Source organism: Streptosporangium roseum DSM 43021 (genome assembly GCF_000024865.1).
In the GTDB taxonomy this organism is placed as follows: Bacteria; Actinomycetota; Actinomycetes; order Streptosporangiales; family Streptosporangiaceae; genus Streptosporangium; species Streptosporangium roseum.
The window spans coordinates 4,613,670-4,629,252 of record NC_013595.1 but is presented as its reverse complement, the minus strand read 5'-3'; the positions used below and the strand labels follow the sequence as shown (position 1 = coordinate 4,629,252).

The 15,583-nt window shown below is 71.5% G+C and carries 16 protein-coding genes; 2 read left to right on the top strand and 14 right to left on the bottom strand.

Annotated features, from left to right (window positions below):
• Positions 1–18 precede the first annotated feature (18 nt).
• The 12 genes from SROS_RS20190 to SROS_RS20135 all read right to left on the bottom strand — a co-directional run bounded on the left by SROS_RS20190 (position 19) and on the right by SROS_RS20135 (position 10,912).
• Complete coding sequence (locus SROS_RS20190) at positions 19–1,359, bottom strand: cation:proton antiporter (protein WP_012890805.1); 1,341 nt, start codon at positions 1,357–1,359, stop codon at positions 19–21.
• A 181-nt stretch (positions 1,360–1,540) separates the two neighbouring features.
• Positions 1,541–3,067: a right-handed parallel beta-helix repeat-containing protein gene (locus SROS_RS20185; protein ID WP_012890804.1), complete on the bottom strand. Its 1,527-nt coding sequence runs from the start codon at positions 3,065–3,067 to the stop codon at positions 1,541–1,543.
• Positions 3,068–3,263: 196 nt separating this feature from the next.
• The gene (locus tag SROS_RS20180; protein WP_052316982.1) at positions 3,264–3,962 is read right to left on the bottom strand and encodes a TenA family protein; all 699 of its coding nucleotides are present in this window, start codon (positions 3,960–3,962) and stop codon (positions 3,264–3,266) included.
• 2 nt (positions 3,963–3,964) lie between these two features.
• Positions 3,965–5,590 carry an FAD-dependent monooxygenase gene (locus SROS_RS20175; RefSeq protein WP_012890802.1) on the bottom strand — a complete coding sequence of 542 codons (1,626 nt, stop codon included), beginning with the start codon at positions 5,588–5,590 and terminating at the stop codon, positions 3,965–3,967.
• Positions 5,590–6,321, bottom strand: coding sequence for an SDR family NAD(P)-dependent oxidoreductase (locus SROS_RS20170; protein WP_012890801.1), 732 nt, complete (start codon positions 6,319–6,321; stop codon positions 5,590–5,592). The genes SROS_RS20175 and SROS_RS20170 overlap by 1 nt, the downstream gene beginning before the upstream one ends.
• 49 nt (positions 6,322–6,370) lie before the next feature.
• Positions 6,371–6,844, bottom strand: coding sequence for an anthrone oxygenase family protein (locus SROS_RS20165; protein WP_012890800.1), 474 nt, complete (start codon positions 6,842–6,844; stop codon positions 6,371–6,373).
• Positions 6,841–7,323 carry an SRPBCC family protein gene (locus SROS_RS20160; protein WP_012890799.1) on the bottom strand — a complete coding sequence of 161 codons (483 nt, stop codon included), beginning with the start codon at positions 7,321–7,323 and terminating at the stop codon, positions 6,841–6,843. The genes SROS_RS20165 and SROS_RS20160 overlap by 4 nt, the downstream gene beginning before the upstream one ends.
• A 60-nt stretch (positions 7,324–7,383) precedes the next feature.
• On the bottom strand, positions 7,384–7,644 hold the full coding sequence (locus SROS_RS20155) for an acyl carrier protein (protein WP_012890798.1): 261 nt from the start codon (positions 7,642–7,644) through the stop codon (positions 7,384–7,386).
• Positions 7,645–7,655: 11 nt separating this feature from the next.
• On the bottom strand, positions 7,656–8,876 hold the full coding sequence (locus tag SROS_RS20150) for a ketosynthase chain-length factor (RefSeq protein WP_012890797.1): 1,221 nt from the start codon (positions 8,874–8,876) through the stop codon (positions 7,656–7,658).
• Positions 8,873–10,141: a beta-ketoacyl-[acyl-carrier-protein] synthase family protein gene (locus tag SROS_RS20145; protein ID WP_012890796.1), complete on the bottom strand. Its 1,269-nt coding sequence runs from the start codon at positions 10,139–10,141 to the stop codon at positions 8,873–8,875. Before SROS_RS20145 ends, SROS_RS20150 begins: the two co-directional genes overlap by 4 nt.
• Entirely contained in the window at positions 10,141–10,593 is a 453-nt protein-coding gene (locus SROS_RS20140) for a cupin domain-containing protein (RefSeq protein WP_012890795.1), read from the bottom strand. Before SROS_RS20140 ends, SROS_RS20145 begins: the two co-directional genes overlap by 1 nt.
• Positions 10,586–10,912 (bottom strand): TcmI family type II polyketide cyclase, encoded by a 327-nt coding sequence (locus SROS_RS20135; protein WP_012890794.1) that lies wholly within the window; start codon positions 10,910–10,912, stop codon positions 10,586–10,588. The genes SROS_RS20140 and SROS_RS20135 overlap by 8 nt, the downstream gene beginning before the upstream one ends.
• Positions 10,913–11,273: 361 nt before the next feature.
• Here SROS_RS20135 and SROS_RS20130 point away from each other — a divergent pair, with 361 nt between their 5' ends.
• A complete protein-coding gene (locus SROS_RS20130) occupies positions 11,274–12,149 on the top strand; it encodes an NAD(P)-dependent oxidoreductase (RefSeq protein WP_245564680.1) in 876 nt (291 codons plus the stop codon).
• 2 nt (positions 12,150–12,151) lie between these two features.
• Here the strand turns inward: SROS_RS20130 and SROS_RS20125 are convergent, their stop codons facing one another.
• Both SROS_RS20125 and fabG read right to left on the bottom strand, forming a co-directional pair.
• Positions 12,152–13,840 (bottom strand): phytoene desaturase family protein, encoded by a 1,689-nt coding sequence (locus tag SROS_RS20125; RefSeq protein ID WP_012890792.1) that lies wholly within the window; start codon positions 13,838–13,840, stop codon positions 12,152–12,154.
• 14 nt (positions 13,841–13,854) lie between these two features.
• Positions 13,855–14,595 (bottom strand): 3-oxoacyl-ACP reductase FabG, encoded by a 741-nt coding sequence (fabG, locus tag SROS_RS20120; RefSeq protein WP_012890791.1) that lies wholly within the window; start codon positions 14,593–14,595, stop codon positions 13,855–13,857.
• Positions 14,596–15,187: 592 nt separating this feature from the next.
• On the opposite strand from fabG, the gene SROS_RS20115 reads away from it, so the two are divergent.
• On the top strand, positions 15,188–15,553 hold the full coding sequence (locus tag SROS_RS20115) for an antibiotic biosynthesis monooxygenase family protein (protein ID WP_012890790.1): 366 nt from the start codon (positions 15,188–15,190) through the stop codon (positions 15,551–15,553).
• Positions 15,554–15,583 lie beyond the last annotated feature (30 nt).

Genomic DNA, 15,583 nt, shown 5'->3' with positions numbered 1-15,583 from the left:
GCCCTGCCGTCGGCGTGTTCAGGTGGTCCCGCCTGTGTTGCGGACCTTTTCGACCGCGTGGCTCTCCTCGCGCAGCCGCTCCTCGGCGGTCTGCTCGACCCGTGCCATCGTCAGGCGCAGGATAGGCGGCGCCATCAGCGACGTCACGATGGCCACCAGCACGATGACCGTGTACATCTCGGCGCTCAGCACGCCCAGCCGGAGACCGACCATCGCGATGATGACCTCGATGACGCCGCGGGCGTTCATGCCCGCGCCGAGCGCGAGGGCCTCCCAGTGGCCGAGCCGGCTGAGCCGGGCCCCGAGATAGGCTCCCGCGAACTTGCCCAGGATCGCGGTGAGCAGCACGCCGACGCCGGCCAGCAGGACCGTCGGCTGGGTCAGGGCGGCGAGGTCCATCCGCAGCCCGGCGGTCGCGAAGAACAGCGGGGCGAGGAAGGACAGGACCGTCGTGCGCAGCGGCGCCAGCCGGGCGGGGTTCAGCGTGCCGCAACTGCTGATCACGATCCCGCACACGAAGGCGCCGAACACCGCCTCCAGCTTCATGGCCTGCGTCGCGGCCGCCGCCAGCACCACCAGGATGACCACCAGCGTGACCGTCACGCCGCCGTCCCTCCTGCTGTCGGAGCGCTCCGCCGCCCGCAGCGCGGTCCGTACGAGCGGGCGGGCGAGTACGGCGACGGCGACGACGGCGGCCACGTAGCCGACGGAGAGGGCGATGTTCCCCGCCCGTACCCCCGTGGTCGCCATGGCGGAGACGACGGACAGCAGCAGCCAGCCGACGATGTCGTCGACCGTGACCGCGCACAGGATCAGCTGCCCGATGTTGCGGTGCAGCAGGCGCATCTCCATCAGCGTCTTGGCGATGACCGGGATGGCGCTGACGCCCATCGCCACCCCCAGGAACAGCGCGAACGTGCTGCGGTCGGCGGAGCCGGGGACGAGCGAGTCCGGCAGCAGGAGACCGACGGCCACGCCGAGCGCGAGGGGGATGACCACACCGGCGAGGCTGATCCGGGCCGCGGTGACTCCCCGGCGGCGTACCAGCCGCAGGTCGATGTGGATGCCGGTGATGCCGACGAGCAGCAGCACGCCGACCTGGCCGACCGCGTCGAGCATGTGGAACTGGGCGGTGTCGCGGGGCAGCAGCCAGTCGCTCAGTCCCGGCGCCACCCGCGCCAGCACCGAGGGGCCGAGCAGCACGCCCGCGCACAGCTCGCCGACGATGGCCGACATCCCCAGTCGTTGGGTCAGCCGTCCGAGCAGCAGCGCGCAGAGCAGCAGCAGCCCGACCTGCATCAGGAAGATCAGTAACTCGTCCGGGCCGATCAGGCCGACCGGCGAGGTCACGGGCGTCATGGCGGTCTCCGATCTCAAGGGTCTGCCGATGTTGACCGACCCGGATCGAGAACCCCTCGGGTGCCGGGCGAGCATGGAGCAACGGCCCCGTCGACTCCGCCCGCGGGCCACGGCCGGACAGCGGACGGGCAGCCTCCCCGTACGGGGAGGCTGCCCGCTGTGAGTCGCGCGGAGCTAGGAGCTAGCGGCTGGCGCACGGCCCCTGGTAGGCGCCGATGTTCGGCGCCGCGTCGCTCGGCACCCGGAAGCCGTAGAGGTCACGGCCGCCGTTGTCCGGGATGACGGTGCCCGCGCCGATGGCCGGGGAGCCGCACTTGAGCCGGTATCCGAGGACGCCGACGGTCCCGGAGGCTCCCGGCCTGACGAACAGGGGGTCGCCGGTCACCGCGTGGGTGTCGCCCGGCTGCACCGAGGTGATGTTGCGGTAAAGGTTGTGGTCGTAGACCCCCACCGTGTCGACGATCGTCGACCCTTCCGGCCGGCCGACGAATATGTTGTTCTTCACCGTCATCGGGGTGGGGTGGAGGGTCCCGACGAGCGCCGTGGCGGTTGTGCTGTAGACCACGTTGTTGTAGATGTTCACATCCGTTATGGGGACGTCGCAGCCGTTGGCGATGACGGGGATCTGGAACGTCCCCAGCAGAAGGTCCTTGTCGTTCTGGCTGACGTTGTAACGGATCGTCGCTCCGTCGGTGTTCGTTCCGGTGAAGGCGCACAGGAGCATGAACGGGCCGTTGTTGTCGTGACTGTAGTTGTACTGGTAGACGATGTCGGAGTTGGCGGCGTCGACGCTGAAGGCGAAGGACGGCGGGAAGGCGGCGCCGCCCGTCACCTCGTTGTGCTGTATCACCGGGCGGTCGGAGTTGAAGGCGAGGATCGCGGCGTGAGAGGCCGTCGCGCGGAGGCCGAACCCGTTGACGATGTTGAACTCCGTGAGCGAGTCCACGCCGTTCTGCACGAGGATGCCGTCGCCGCCCATGTCGCTGAGCTTGTTCGCGAATATGTGCACGTCGGTGATCGGGACGAACGAGTTCGACCCGGACGGATACAGGGGCGTACGGCGAGACCACTGCGACAGGGTGCCGATCCCGATGTTGTCGACGCCGGAGACGACGTTGCGGGACACCCTGATCTTGTCGAAGCCGGTGGGCGTGCTCGACCCGGCGGCCTTGAACAGGATGCCGCCGCTGTTCTCCAGCTCCGGCTGCAGGCAGTCGCAGCCGAGCACGTCATGGACCTTGACGTCCTCGACCACGTAGTGCTTGCCGGTGCCGTAGTCCTCCAGCAGCACGTAGATGCCCGTGCGCGGGGTGCCGTCGGCGGCGCCCGGGTTGGAGACGTCGAGGTTGCGGATCTCCCAGCCCTGGACGTTGCGCAGGAACACGGCCGCGCGGGCGCCGCCCCCGACGATCGCCGGGCGGGCGCCGCTGCCGTAGGCGCTGACGGTGATCGGCTTGGCGGCCGTACCGGACCCCTGCGGCTGCAGGACACCGTTGCAGGTGCTGCCCCTGCGCAGGAGGATGGAGTCGTCGGGCTGGAAGGTGACCGTGTTGACGCGGGCGAGGGTCCGCCACGCGGTCCCGGCCGACGTGCCGGTGGCGGAGTCGTTGCCGGCGCCGCAGTCAAGGTAGTACTTCTTGCCGCTCGACGCCTGCGATCCGGCCTGTGCCGAGGCGCCGGGCACGACGGACGCGATTCCGACGCTCATACCGGCAGCGAGTATGAGTGCTCGAATGGCTCGTGTCCGATACCACGCACCGCGATTTCTCCGTGTCGAACTCGGTGTGATACCCATGCCGCATACTCCAAGAATGTGCTGGTCACCGGATAAACCGGGAGTTGTCGGGCCGAGTCTGGTCCCGCAGGCTCGACGCCTGCTCGAAACGCCGCCCCGAAGCATGGTCCTACATCAACCACCCCTTCCGCTGCCACGCTGCGTCAGCGAACGAAAACTCATAGCGAGCACCGAGCAGGAAATGGTCGACGAGCCGCTCCCGCTCGCCGGCCGAGCACTGCCCGCCCACCTCGTCGACCATGTCCAGGTACGCCGCGACGTACTCCTGGTAGAAGCCGCCTTCGGGGCAGTACTGGTCGATCCAGGCGGCGTAGCGGGACCCGGGTTCGTACCGTTCCCTCAGATCGTTGGAGACCTCGAGGTGGAACCAGGTCATGGGCAGGAGCCCGCCGACGCCGGAGGCGAACGAGACGGCGGGCGCCGCGAGCATGAAGGAGGTGTGCGCGTGGATCGGCGGGGCGGGTGTGACGGCGGCGGCGCCCGGCGGCTTGCCGAGCGCCTCCGCCAGCTTGGTCAGCTCGCTGTCCAGCCGGGAGAGCGAGCCGAACGTGGCACTGGCCGCCGAGCAGAGCAGCGCGCCGTGCGCGTCCTGGTCGGCGACCGCGCCGCAGCGGGCCAGTGCCCGCGCGTACGCGGGGACGACATGGCGGGCGTCCTGCTCGGCGAAGTACCACAGCGAGGCCGACGGCAGCGTGCCGTCGCGCAGTCCGGCCCAGAAGGGATGCTCCCTGATCCGGGCCAGTATGGGTCCGGCGATCGCCGACAGCTCGTCGTGCATCCTCTTGCGCTCCCCGGTCGGCGCCGTCATCGTCAGCGCGCCATCGCGGCCACGGTCGCGGTGCCGGCCGCCTGGTCGAGGACGTCGGCGAGGACCTTCTCGGGTCCGGGCTGGCCGTCGCCGCTCCGCCAGGCCACGAACGCGTCCGGCCGCACCAGGACCGCGCCGCGCGCCGAGACGCCGAAGGCCGCGGCCCAGTCGCCGTCCACCGCGGCGTAGTCCCCGCCGGCGCCGATCCGCACGACGCGCAGCGGCACCGCGGTGCGCCCGGCCAGCCGGTCGGCCGCCTCCTGCCACGCCGTGCCCTCGGGGCCGGTGAGGAGCACGAAGGAGTCCCAGAACAGGTCGATCGTGGACAGCCGCTCACCGTCCCGTTCGAGCCAGAGGTGCGGCGCCCGGGTGCCGGGCTCCCCGGTGAGTTCCAGCGGCGCCGTCAGCACCGGCCTGTACTCCTCGGTCACGACCGCCTGGGAGCGGTACCGGTAGCCGAGCGTGATGATGATGTCATCGACCATCCGGGCGCGGACCTCGTCGCTGGCGTGCCCGTGCCGGATGCGGTTGCGGACCATCGCCTGCTCGGCCATCGCCTCGCCCACCGCGTGACGCTCGTCGTGGTAGGTGTCGAGCAGTTCGGCACCCGCCCAGCCGTGCAGCGTGGCCGCGAGCTTCCACGCCAGGTTGTGCGCGTCGTGGATGCCGGTGTTGGCGCCGAACCCGCCGGCCGGCGGGTGCACGTGGGCGGCGTCCCCCGCCAGGAAGACCCGGCCCACCCTGAAGTGCTCCGCCACCAGCTGGGAGCCTTCCCAGGGGACCTTCGCCATGATCTCGACGTGCATGTCCGGCTTGCCGGACGCCGTCCGGACGATCTCGACGCAGCGCTCGTCGGTGAAGTCGGCCGGGGATTCGCCTTTCTCGGGGTGGTACACCGGGGCGGCCAGCCACGGGTCCCGACCGTGCAGGCGGGACAGCCCGGTCATCGTTCCCCCGGCGGTGGCGTAGCACAGGATGAACGGCCGGTCCGCCAGGATCTCCTCCAGCTCAGGGGCGCGGAAGTAGATGCTGAGCGCGTTGAACACGGTGCCGCGGCCGGAGCGGGAGACGCCCAGCGCCCGGCGGACCGAGCTGCCCGCGCCGTCCGCGCCGACCAGGTAGCCGGCGCGGATCGTGCGGACCACACCGGTCCGCACGTCCTCCACCTGGGCGGTCACCCCGTCGTCGTCCTGTTCGATCGACCGCAGCCGGCTGGCGAAGCGCACCTCGCAGCCGAGCTCCCTCGCCTTCTCGGCCAGCACCACCTCGTAGCGGTCCTGGCCGCACCCCATGACCCGCTCCGGGCTGATGGCCGGGCCGTCCAGCGACGGGGCCTCCAGGACCTCCGCGTCCACGATCTCCGAGAAGGTGTTGACCCGCAGGATGCCGCCCTCGAAGAACGGGTGCGAGTCGCCGATCTCCAGCGCCCGGATCTCCTTGCCCAGTCCCGCCGCCCGGAACAGCTCCATGGTGCGCGCCTGCAGGCCGGGGGCGCGCGGCAGCAGGGAGGTGTCGGCCCGTTTCTCGACGAGCAGGGACCTGATGCCGTGCCGGCCGAGGAAGACCGCGGTGGACAGCCCGACCGGGCCGCCTCCCACGATCAGTACCGGGACGTTCTCGTCGTACATCAGATCCCCCCGTCGACATTGATCGTTTCGCCGTTCACGAACCGCGACAGGTCGCTGGCCAGGAACGCCACGACCCCGGCCACGTCCTCGGGGGTGCCGAGCCGGCCGAGCGGGATCATCTTCTGGTACCGCTCCCGCACCTCGGCCGGAGCGGGTTCCTCCGTCTCGACCGGCCCCGGCGCCACCACGTTCACGCGCAGCCCCCGCGGGCCCAGCTCCTTGGCGAGGGAGCGGGTGAGCCCGACCAGGCCGGCCTTGGTGGCGGTGTAGTGGGAGCGCAGCGGGATCCCGACGGTGGCCACCCTGGAGCCGATGAAGATGATGGAACCACCGGCCGACAGCAGCGGCAGCGCCCGCTGCGTCACCAGGTACGGCCCGCCCAGGTTGTTCTCCACCACGCGCCGCCACTCCTCGACCGGGAGCTCGGCGAACGGCACGTGGCTGATGACGCCCGCGTTGTGCACGACCACGTCGAGGGAGCCGAGCGAGGTGCGGCAGTCCTCGACGAGCGCGTCGACCTCGGCCGGGTCGCTCACGTCCGCCTTGACGAGCTGATGGTTGCCGCCGGTCTCCTTGAGCTCGCGGGCCAGGCTCGTGACGGCCTCGCTCTCGGTCCGGTAGCACGTCACCACGTCGGCGCCCGCGCGGGCGAGGCCGAGGACGATTCCCCGCCCGATACCGCGTGAGCCTCCGGTCACGAGTGCCTTCTTGCCTGTCAGCTTGAGTTCCATCGTCCCTCTGCCATCTCTGTGACGTTTCTGGATCGGCCGCCGAAGGCGGCTAAAGGAGGACTGCCGCTCCCGCCAGATTGGCGATCAGCGCGGCCATGGAGAGCACCACCCGCACGTTGTTCCAGTTCTTCCAGCTGGCGCGTGGATCGCGCTCGGGCCAGTCGTCCGGCGGGCTGGCCGGATCGAGCGCGGTCACGTACTTGTTGATCGGAACGTTCTTGAGCAGCGAGATCGCCATGAGTACGGCGAGCAGCGCCGCGGCCAGCCCGAACAGGCCGGAGGCGCCGGTGGTGCCCCGCTCGCCGTGGACCGTCACCGCGATGGCGACGTCCAGCCCGAACCCCAGCACGTTCGTGATGGGCAGGAACGGGTCGTAGCGCGGCCACATGAACTTGATCAGATCGACGTACCCCGCGTACGGCAGCCGGAGGGCGTGCGCCGCCAGCCCTATCGCGTTGCCGAGCATGACGCCCGCCGCGATGCCGTTCGCGAGGAGTGCCAGCGGGACGAGCGCCCGGATCATTCCACTGCCCGCCGGCCCGGTCCGGCGAACGCCGCCGCGGCCGCCTCGACCAGCCCCTTGATCCGGTCCATCTGGATCGCGGTGTTGCGGTTGAGGTGCTCGGTCATCCCGTCGTCGTCCGCCGGTGCCTGCGGCTTCATGTGGAAGTCCTGCACCCAGCGCATCCGCACGCCGTCCTCGACCTCGCGGTACTCCCAGTAGATGTTCATGAACTCGAAGGGGCCGGTCTCGATCCGGTGCGCGCGCACCTCGCGCTTCACCGGGTCGGCGGTCCGCTCCGAGACCCAGCTCCACACTCTGCCCTCCTCGTCGGGATGCATGGTGAGGCGGAAGGTGACCGTGTCGCCGCCGCGTTCGAGGATCTCCGCGGTGGCGTACTCGCTGAACAGCTGGGGCCACGACGCGACGTCGTTGGTCATGTCCCAGACCAGCTCCATGGGCGCCTTGATGACGATCGCGTTGTCTGTGTGTCCTGCCATGAGGTTCTTTCCTTGTCTGGCCTCCGCGGCCGCTGCGCGACGCTGGTCCGGCCCCTGCTCTCAGGCCGCCAGCCGGACGTTTACGTACTCGGCCAACGCCCGCGGCGTGGGCAGCTGCTCCGCCACGTCGTCGGGGATCACGACGCCCAGGTGGTTCTGGAGCTTCGCCGCCATCTCCAGAACCGCGAGCGAGTCGTATCCGAGATCCGTGAACGTGATGTCGGCGATATCGCTGTCGAGGTCCACGGAGTCGGTGACCCCGGCGCAGGCGCGCATGACCTCTTTCAGGTCGTCGAGGGTGAATGAGCCAGGCTGTGCCATCGGTTACTCCGTCAGTCGGTCTTCGTTACGACGATTGCCGCGTTGAATCCGCCGTAGCCGCGGGCGACGACCATGGCGGTGCCGACCCGCGCCTCGCGTGCCGCGCCGCGGACCAGGTCGATGTCGCATCCCGGCGCCAGCTCGGTGACGCCCGCCGTGGGCGGGATGACACCGTCGCGGATGGCCAGCAGCGCGCCGGCCAGGTCGAGCGCCGCGCCGCCGGCGTAGAGCCGGCCGGTCATCGTCTTGGGCGCGGTGACCGGCACCCCGTCCGGGCCGAAGACCGCGCGGATCGCGGTGGCCTCCTGCAGGTCGAGTTCCGGCACCCCGGCCGCGTCCGCGAAGACCACGTCGACCCCGCCGGCGGCGAGGCCGGCGTCGGCCAGCGCCAGCTCCATCGCCCGGCGCAGTCCCGGCTCGCGGCCGGATCCCGGTCGCGGGTCGAAGGTCGCGGCGTAACCGGCGATCTCCCCGTAGATGACCGGCGCGGATCGGGCATGCGCGTCGGCCGCGTTCTCCACGACCAGCATCGCGCCGCCCTCGCCGGGCACGTAACCGGCCGCGCCGACGTCGAAGGGCAGGTAGGCCCGGCCTGGGTCGTCGCCCTGGCTGAGCCTGCCGGTGCTGTGCTGCGCGGTCAGGCCGTAGGGGCACAGCGACGCGTCGGTGCCGCCGGTGACCACCAGCCGGGTCCCGGTCCGGATCAGCTGGCGCGCCTGCCCGGCCGCGTCCAGGGCCCCCGCCTGTTCGGCGCAGACGACCCCGCACGAGCCGCGCATCCCGTGGCGGATGGAGATCTGCCCGGTGGTCGCGGCGTAGAACCAGGCGATCGACTGGTAGGCGCCGACCCACGAGGGCCCCTTGGACCACAGCCGTTCGATCTCCCGCTGCCCGAACTCCGTCCCCCCGGAGGAGCTGGCGGTCACCACCGCCATCTCGTACTCGGGGAACGCCGCCGGATCGGCGCCCGCGTCGTCCAGGGCCCAGGCGGCCGCGGCCAGTCCGAGGTGGGTCCAGTTGTCGGTCTGCGGGATGAGACGGCTGGGCACGTGCTCGGCGGCGGTGAAGTCGCTCACCTCCCCGGCCACGCGGACCGGGTAGCCGGCGGGGTCGAACCGGCTGATCGGCCCGATGCCGCTGCGCCCTTCGAGCGTGGCCGCCCAGTACGCCTCGGTCCCGAGCCCGTTCGGCGCGGTGACCCCGATCCCGGTGATGACAGCCCGTCTGCTCATGCCGCCCGGTCCCGCACGATGACCATGGCGGTCTGGAAGCCGCCGAACCCGCTGCCGACGCTGAGCACGGAGTCGATCGGGTGCTCACGCGCGGTCAGCGGCACGTAGTCCAGGTCGCACTCGGGATCGCGGGTGTGCAGGTTCGCCGTCGGCGGCACCACCTGGTGCTCGATGGCCAGCGCGCAGGCGGCCACCTCGATCGCCCCGATGGCCCCGAGCGAGTGCCCGATCATCGACTTGATGGAGCTGACCGGCACCTCGTAGGCACGCTGGCCGAGCGCGCGCTTGAAGGCCGCGGTCTCGTGCCTGTCGTTCTGCTTGGTGCCCGAACCGTGCGCGTTGATGTAGTCGATGTCCGCGGCGTCCACGCGCCCCAGGTGCATGGCCTGGCGGATCGCCTCGGCCATCTCGCGCCCGTCGGGCTTGAGACCGGTCATGTGGTAGGCGTTGCTGCGGCCGGCGAACCCGACGATCTCCGCGTAGATGTGCGCTCCGCGCCGGCGCGCGGCCTCCCGCTCCTCCAGCACGAAGACGGCGGCGCCCTCTCCGAGCACGAACCCGTCCCGATCGGCGTCGAACGGCCGGGAGGCATGTGCCGGGTCGTCGTTGTTCGGCGAGGTCGCCTTGATCGCGTCGAAGCACGCCGACGTGATCGGCGAGAGCGGCGCGTCGGTGGCTCCGGCGATCACGACGTCGGCCCGGCCCGTCCAGATCAGCTGGCAGCCGTTGCCGACCGCGTCCAGCCCCGCCGTGCACCCGGTGGAGATCAGCGACACCGGCCCCTCGGCCCCCGCCGCCCACGCGACCTCGCACGCCATCGTGCTCGGCACCATGTAGCCGTACAGGTGCTGCACCGCGTAGGCGGGGTCGACGAGCCAGCGCCGGCCGCCGTCGCTCAGCACGACGTACTCCTGCTCAAGGCCCATCGTGCAGCCCACGGCGCTGCCGATGCTGACGCCGATCCGCTCCGGCGGGACCGCGCCCTCCTCCAGGCCGCTGTCGGCCAGGGCCTCCCTGGCGCACACGACGCCGAACTGCGCGGCCCGGTCCATCCGCCGGATCTCCTGCGGGCTCAGGCCCTCCGCGGCGGGATCGAAGTCGCACTCCGCCCCGATGCGGGAGCGGAACCCGGACGCGTCGAACAGCGTGATGTTACGGGTGGCGGTACGGCCGGCCGTGAGCAGCTCCCAGAACGCCTTGGTCCCGATGCCGCCCGGCGCCGTCACGCCGATCCCGGTGATGACGACGCGCCTGTCGTTGACCATCAGCGCGGCCCTCCCACGTCGGGTACGGGTTCGGCGATCCCCGACTGCGGCAGCGGCTCGGTGTCGACGTGGCCCAGGTCGGGCCGCGGCGCCAGCGGGCTCAGGTGGAAGACCGCGTGGGTCTCCTCGTCGCCGTCGTTCCAGACCCGGTGCCGCAGCCCCTTGGGGACCATCAGCCCCTCACCGGCCGCCAGCTCGATGGTCTGCGCGCCCTCGATCCGGGCGGTGAGCCGGCCACGCACCACGTAGAGGAACTCCTCCGAGTAGGGGTGGTAGTGCTCGGCCACGTACTCGCCGGGCGCGAGAGTCAGCGTGCCCATGAAACCGGAGGTCGAGGCGACGGTCTTCGGGCTGAGGACCACCCGGATGTCACCACCGCGGCGCCGGTTCGGCACGACGTCGCACGCGGCGACCTTCGCCGGCGCGGACAGCTGGTCCACTTGCTCACTCACCGTCTGCCTCCCAGATGTAGAAGGGGCTGGCCATCGCGTCCTTGGGCTCCCGCCAGTTCGGGTCATACGGCCGGATGTGCTTGGACAGCCGCTGGTTGATCTCGTCGTAGAGCGGGTGACTGCGTGCTTTGTAGAGGTTCGGCGTGATGTCCTCGTCCGCCTCCACCAGGTGGAAGTAGAGGTCGTGGAAGCGGAAGAGCGTGCGCCGTGACACTCCGACCATCCGGGGCAGGTCGCTGGCGTCCGAGTCCGCGAATATCTGCGCCACGTTGTCTGCCTCGGCCGGTTCCATCCGGGCGACGATCAATGTCCGATGCACCCCGGAACTCCTCTCGTTCGGTGCCGCCATGCTGATGCCGTTGTGTCTGGTTCCGGTCGAATCCGGCTCGAAACAGCCGTCGAGCCTGCTCCCAGGGAGCGCGGGCCCCCGGCGGCGGGCCGGATGCCCGCCGGACACGCCGGTGGGCGGCCGTGGGAGAAGGAGGCCGCCGGCGGCCGGGCGGACGCGTCACGGGCCTCGGGGCGCGGCGCCGTCCCGGCGGAAACCGGCCGCCGGCGCGGCCGCGAGGTCACCCGGGCGCGCCCTACACCGCGCTCCGAGCGCAGCTCGAGTGCGGGGCCACAGGGTAACGGCAGGCACATCAGCGCCAACGGACCGTCATCGTCGAAGGGTGACCGTGGTGAGCAGCGACAACGAGCTGGCGTTCGTCGGACTCGGCGGGATGGGCGCCGGCATGGCACTGTGCCTGCGTGGCGCCGGATTCCCTCTCGTGGTGCACAACCGCACCGCGGCCAAGGCCGCGCCCCTCGCCGAGGCGGGAGCGCGCGTCGCCGCCTCGGGCGCCGAGGCCGCCCACGGCGCGCGGATCGTCATCCTCAGCCTCAGCGACCAGGCAGCGGTCGAAGAGGTCCTCTTCGGCGAGCTGGCCGGGCGGCTGCGTCCCGGCGCGCTCGTCGTGGACACTTCGACCGTCTCACCCGCCTACTCCGCGGACGCGACCGAGCGGCTGGCCCGGACCGGCGCCCGGCGCGTGGAGGCCTGCGTGCTCGGAAACCCCGCCATGGCGCGTGCGGGCAAGCTGCGGATCTTCACGGCCGGACGGCGTGAGGACGCCGCCGGGGCACATGACGTCCTGGAGGCACTCGGCCAGGACGTGCTGCACGTCGGCCCGGCAGGCTCGGCGTGCGTGCTGAAACTGTCCTTCAACCTGATCCTCGGCAACCAGATCGCCGCACTGGCCGAGGCGGTGCTGCTGGCCGACAGTGCCGGGCTCGACCGGGACCTCCTTCTCACCGCCGTCACCAAGAGCGGGTTCAGCTCGCCGACGCTGGCGTTCCGGGCGGAGCTGATGCGGACCCGCCACTACGAACCCCCGGCGTTCCGCAGTGCCCTGATGGAGAAGGACCTGCGCCTCGCGGTGGGCGAGGCCGCCCTGCACGGCCTTGAGCTGCCTGTCACGGCGGGCGCGGCCGACCGGTTCACCGAGGCGGTCCTCGCCGGTGACGGCGACAAGGACGCCGCCGTCGTCGCCGAGCTGCGCTCCACCGTCCGCTGAAATCAGCCGGCCTCCGGCAGGCGCGGGCGGCCACGGGCCCCGCGCCCGCCCCGGCCGCGTGAGACCGCCGGCGGATCCCAGCCGGCCGGGCGGGCGGGCAGCAGCGACGGATCGCCGAGCGTCGCGCCCGCGTGGACCTCCGGCAGCAGCGGGCGGCCGGTGATCCGCGACGCGCACATGATCCCGCTGACCGCCACACCGGTGATCCCGCTGCCGAAGTGCGTACTCTGGCCGACCACGTACAGGCCGGGCACGCTGGTGCCGACGCCGGGGCGCCTGTCGGGCCGGCGGCCCGGCGCCCCCCAGCTGTTCAGCCCGTACGGGGTCCCGCCGCTGCTGAGGGTGTATCTCTCCTGGGTCAGCGGCGTCGCCGCCTCCAGGTGCACGATGTGGTCGCGCAGCGGTCCGACCGCCTTCTCCGCGGCCGTCAGCATCGCCTCGGTCAGCCCTCGCTTCGCCGCCAGATAGGCGGGATCACGCCGGTAGCGGACGCCGTCGGCGGGGCCGCCCGGCATCCCCCACCGCCCGTGGCCGGGCGGGCACACGGTCATCACCTGAAGGCTGCTGTGCCCGGCCGGATGGGACCGGCCGTCCTCGGCGGCGAAGGAGACGAACACGAACGGCAGCTCGTCGCGGTCGCCCTCGTGCAGGCGCGCGTAGCTCCGCTCGATGTCCTCGCCGGGGAACCACCAGACGTTGGCGTCGGGGGTGTACGGCCTGGCGACGTCGAGAGCGACGTACAGGACAGCCCACGGCAGGCGCATCGTCGAGGCGCTCGCCCGGGCGAGGAGCTTCGGCGGGAAACCCGCGTCGTCGTCGCACAGTTCGAGGATCGTGCGGCGGTAGTCGGCGTTGGAGACGACGACCGGCGCGGCGATCCGGCGTCCGTCGGCCAGTTCGACGCCTCGGACGCCGCCGTCGTCGAGCGAGATGCGCCGGGCCGTGCAACGCGTCCACAGCTCACCGCCGTACGCCTCCAGCACCTCCACCAGCGACGCGATCAGCGTCTGCCCGCCACCGGCCAGGCGGTAGGCCCCTCTCAGGTAGTGGTCGGTGACGGCCGCGTGCGTCGCGACGGAGACGTCACGCGGCGCCGCGCCGTAGTTGCCGGACTGCGCGGCGAGCACCGTGCGGGCGACGGCGGAGAGCCCGCAGTGGTCGAAGAGTTCGGCGAGCGAGCGCCGGGCCCAGCGGAGCTCCCGCCGTCGCTCGGTGACGCCGTCCAGGCCCTGCGCCAGCAGGCTCCGCCGGCCGGCGTCGGCGACGCCCTCGCAGATGCCGGTGAACCGCGTTATCCCGTCCGCCTCCCGGGGCAGGGCGGCGACGAGCCGCCGGCGGTAGCGCGACCATCCGGCCGGGACGTCGACCGTCAGGCTCGGCGTGACGATCCGGTCGAAGCCGTCCCGGTCCATCTCGAGGAAGCGGACGCGGTCACGGAGGCCGAGGCCGTTGAGGATGGCGGGCAGGATGCCGTCCGGCCCGCAGTCCCCCAGGTAGTGCACGCCGACGTCGAACCGGTAGGACCTGCGGCGGAAGGCGTGGCCGTTGCCCCCGGCCACGTCGTGCTGTTCGACGACGAGGACCCGGCGGCCGCTCGCGGCGAGGTAGGCGGCGCACACCAAGCCGCCCACCCCCGCCCCGACGACGATCACGTCCCATGCGGGCGGGCGCTTGTCAACGGAGACGTTCATGTCGTGGCGCGCATTCAGATCGCGATCCCGCCGTGGATCTCGACGACGCTGCCGGTCATGTACGCGGCACGGTCGGAGGCCAGGAAGGCGACGAGCTCGGCCACCTCCTCCGGGCGGCCGAACCGCCCCAGGGCTGTCGCCTCCGTCAGCCGCTGCCTGGCCCGCTCGCTGAGCTTGTCGGTCATGTCGGTGTCGATGAGTCCCGGCGCGACCACGTTGGCCCGCACCCCGCGGCCGCCGACCTCCTTCGCCAGCGCGCGGGTGAAGCCGATGATGCCGGCTTTGGACGCCGAGTAGGTGGTCTGCGCCGCGTTGCCGTAGATCCCCGACACCGAGGAGATCGTGATGATGCAGCCCGACCGGCGCTTCATCATGCCGAACACCGCGGCGCGGCACAGATGGTAGACGCCCCCGAGGTTGGTGCGCATCACCTCGTCCCAGTCGGCCTCCTCGGTGAGCACGAGCGGCCCGTCCCTGGTGATGCCGGCCGACGTCACGACCGCGTCGATGGGGCCGAGCTCCTCCTCGGCGCGGGCGACCCAGGCGCGCATCTCCTCGCCGCGGGTCACATCGGCCCGCACCGGGAGCATCCGTCCACCGAACTGCCGGGCCTCCTTGACGAGCTGCGCGGCCGGTCCTTCGGCGCTGCGGTAGCAGAAGCTGACGTCGAACCCGTCCTGTGCCAGCCTCAGCACGATCGCGCGGCCGATGCCGCGCGAGCCACCGCTGACGAGCGCGATCTTGGTGCCGGTCATCGCGACCGCCGGTGACCCGGAGCGGGCAGCGGCCGGCGCCGCCGGCGGGCTTTCCGTGTGGTCGTCATCGGAGGACCTCCAGATGATGCGTCGTCAGGGCATGCGGCCGGTCGATGGGGATGCGCGCCGCGGTCCGCGACCCGCCGCAGAAGACTCCCACCGGTGGTGCGGGGACGGCTCGAGGGTGGCTTGAGTGGGCCGTCGGCAGGTGGCCGGTAGAGAGCCGCGGGGCCAGCGAGCTGCCAGCGATCGACCAGCACAGCGGGGTCTGCTTGACGGTGACGGCCCACACCACGACCACCCGCTGGACGGCACACGCTTCATCCGCCGGGCCCGGCAGTCCGAGGGAGGAACCACCATGCCCACACCACAACCGACACCACCAACCAAGACACAGCCCGAGACACCGACCGAGACACAGCCCACACCACCACCCGAGGCATCCGCATCATCGCCGGAGTCCGAGGCATCATCCACCTCACCGCCTACGTCGCCGCCCGGGTCGCAGCCGCCGTCCGAGGCGCCACCCGAGTCGCCGTCCAGGTCGCAACCGCTACCCGAGGCATCATCCGCGTCGTCGGTGTCCGGGTCGATGTCCGGGTCGGTGTCCGGGTCGTCGTCTGAGGCGTCGTCCGGGTCGTCGGTGTTCCGGGTGCTGCTGCGGATGCAGATCCACTCCGGGATGGAGCAGGAGTTCGAACAGACCTGGTTCCAGGTCGGCCAGGCGGTCACCGACCATCCGGCCAACCTGGGCCAGTGGCTGGCCAGGAGCCAGGAAGAAGAAGGGGTCTACTACATCGTCAGCGACTGGGCCGACGAGCAGCGCTTCCGGGAGTTCGAACACAGCCAGGGCCACCTGGCCCACCGCACCAGACTGCATCCGTTCCGCTCAGGCGGAACGATGACCACGATGCAGGTGGTCTACGCGATGACCGGCACCGGAACGGATCCCCGATGACCGGCACCGGGGCGGGTCCCCGATGACCGG

What these genes read in the sequence shown, in the direction of transcription:
- SROS_RS20150 (WP_012890797.1), bottom strand. Translation starts at nt 8,876, where the DNA reads ATGAGCAGACGGGCTGTCATCACCGGGATCGGGGTCACCGCGCCGAAC.
- SROS_RS20145 (WP_012890796.1), bottom strand. Translation starts at nt 10,141, where the DNA reads ATGGTCAACGACAGGCGCGTCGTCATCACCGGGATCGGCGTGACGGCG.
- SROS_RS20170 (WP_012890801.1), bottom strand. Translation starts at nt 6,321, where the DNA reads ATGGAACTCAAGCTGACAGGCAAGAAGGCACTCGTGACCGGAGGCTCA.
- SROS_RS20115 (WP_012890790.1), top strand. Translation starts at nt 15,188, where the DNA reads ATGTCCGGGTCGGTGTCCGGGTCGTCGTCTGAGGCGTCGTCCGGGTCG.
- SROS_RS20160 (WP_012890799.1), bottom strand. Translation starts at nt 7,323, where the DNA reads ATGGCAGGACACACAGACAACGCGATCGTCATCAAGGCGCCCATGGAG.
- SROS_RS20185 (WP_012890804.1), bottom strand. Translation starts at nt 3,067, where the DNA reads ATGAGCGTCGGAATCGCGTCCGTCGTGCCCGGCGCCTCGGCACAGGCC.
- fabG (WP_012890791.1), bottom strand. Translation starts at nt 14,595, where the DNA reads ATGACCGGCACCAAGATCGCGCTCGTCAGCGGTGGCTCGCGCGGCATC.
- SROS_RS20180 (WP_052316982.1), bottom strand. Translation starts at nt 3,962, where the DNA reads ATGACGGCGCCGACCGGGGAGCGCAAGAGGATGCACGACGAGCTGTCG.
- SROS_RS20190 (WP_012890805.1), bottom strand. Translation starts at nt 1,359, where the DNA reads ATGACGCCCGTGACCTCGCCGGTCGGCCTGATCGGCCCGGACGAGTTA.
- SROS_RS20175 (WP_012890802.1), bottom strand. Translation starts at nt 5,590, where the DNA reads ATGTACGACGAGAACGTCCCGGTACTGATCGTGGGAGGCGGCCCGGTC.
- SROS_RS20125 (WP_012890792.1), bottom strand. Translation starts at nt 13,840, where the DNA reads ATGAACGTCTCCGTTGACAAGCGCCCGCCCGCATGGGACGTGATCGTC.
- SROS_RS20165 (WP_012890800.1), bottom strand. Translation starts at nt 6,844, where the DNA reads ATGATCCGGGCGCTCGTCCCGCTGGCACTCCTCGCGAACGGCATCGCG.
- SROS_RS20155 (WP_012890798.1), bottom strand. Translation starts at nt 7,644, where the DNA reads ATGGCACAGCCTGGCTCATTCACCCTCGACGACCTGAAAGAGGTCATG.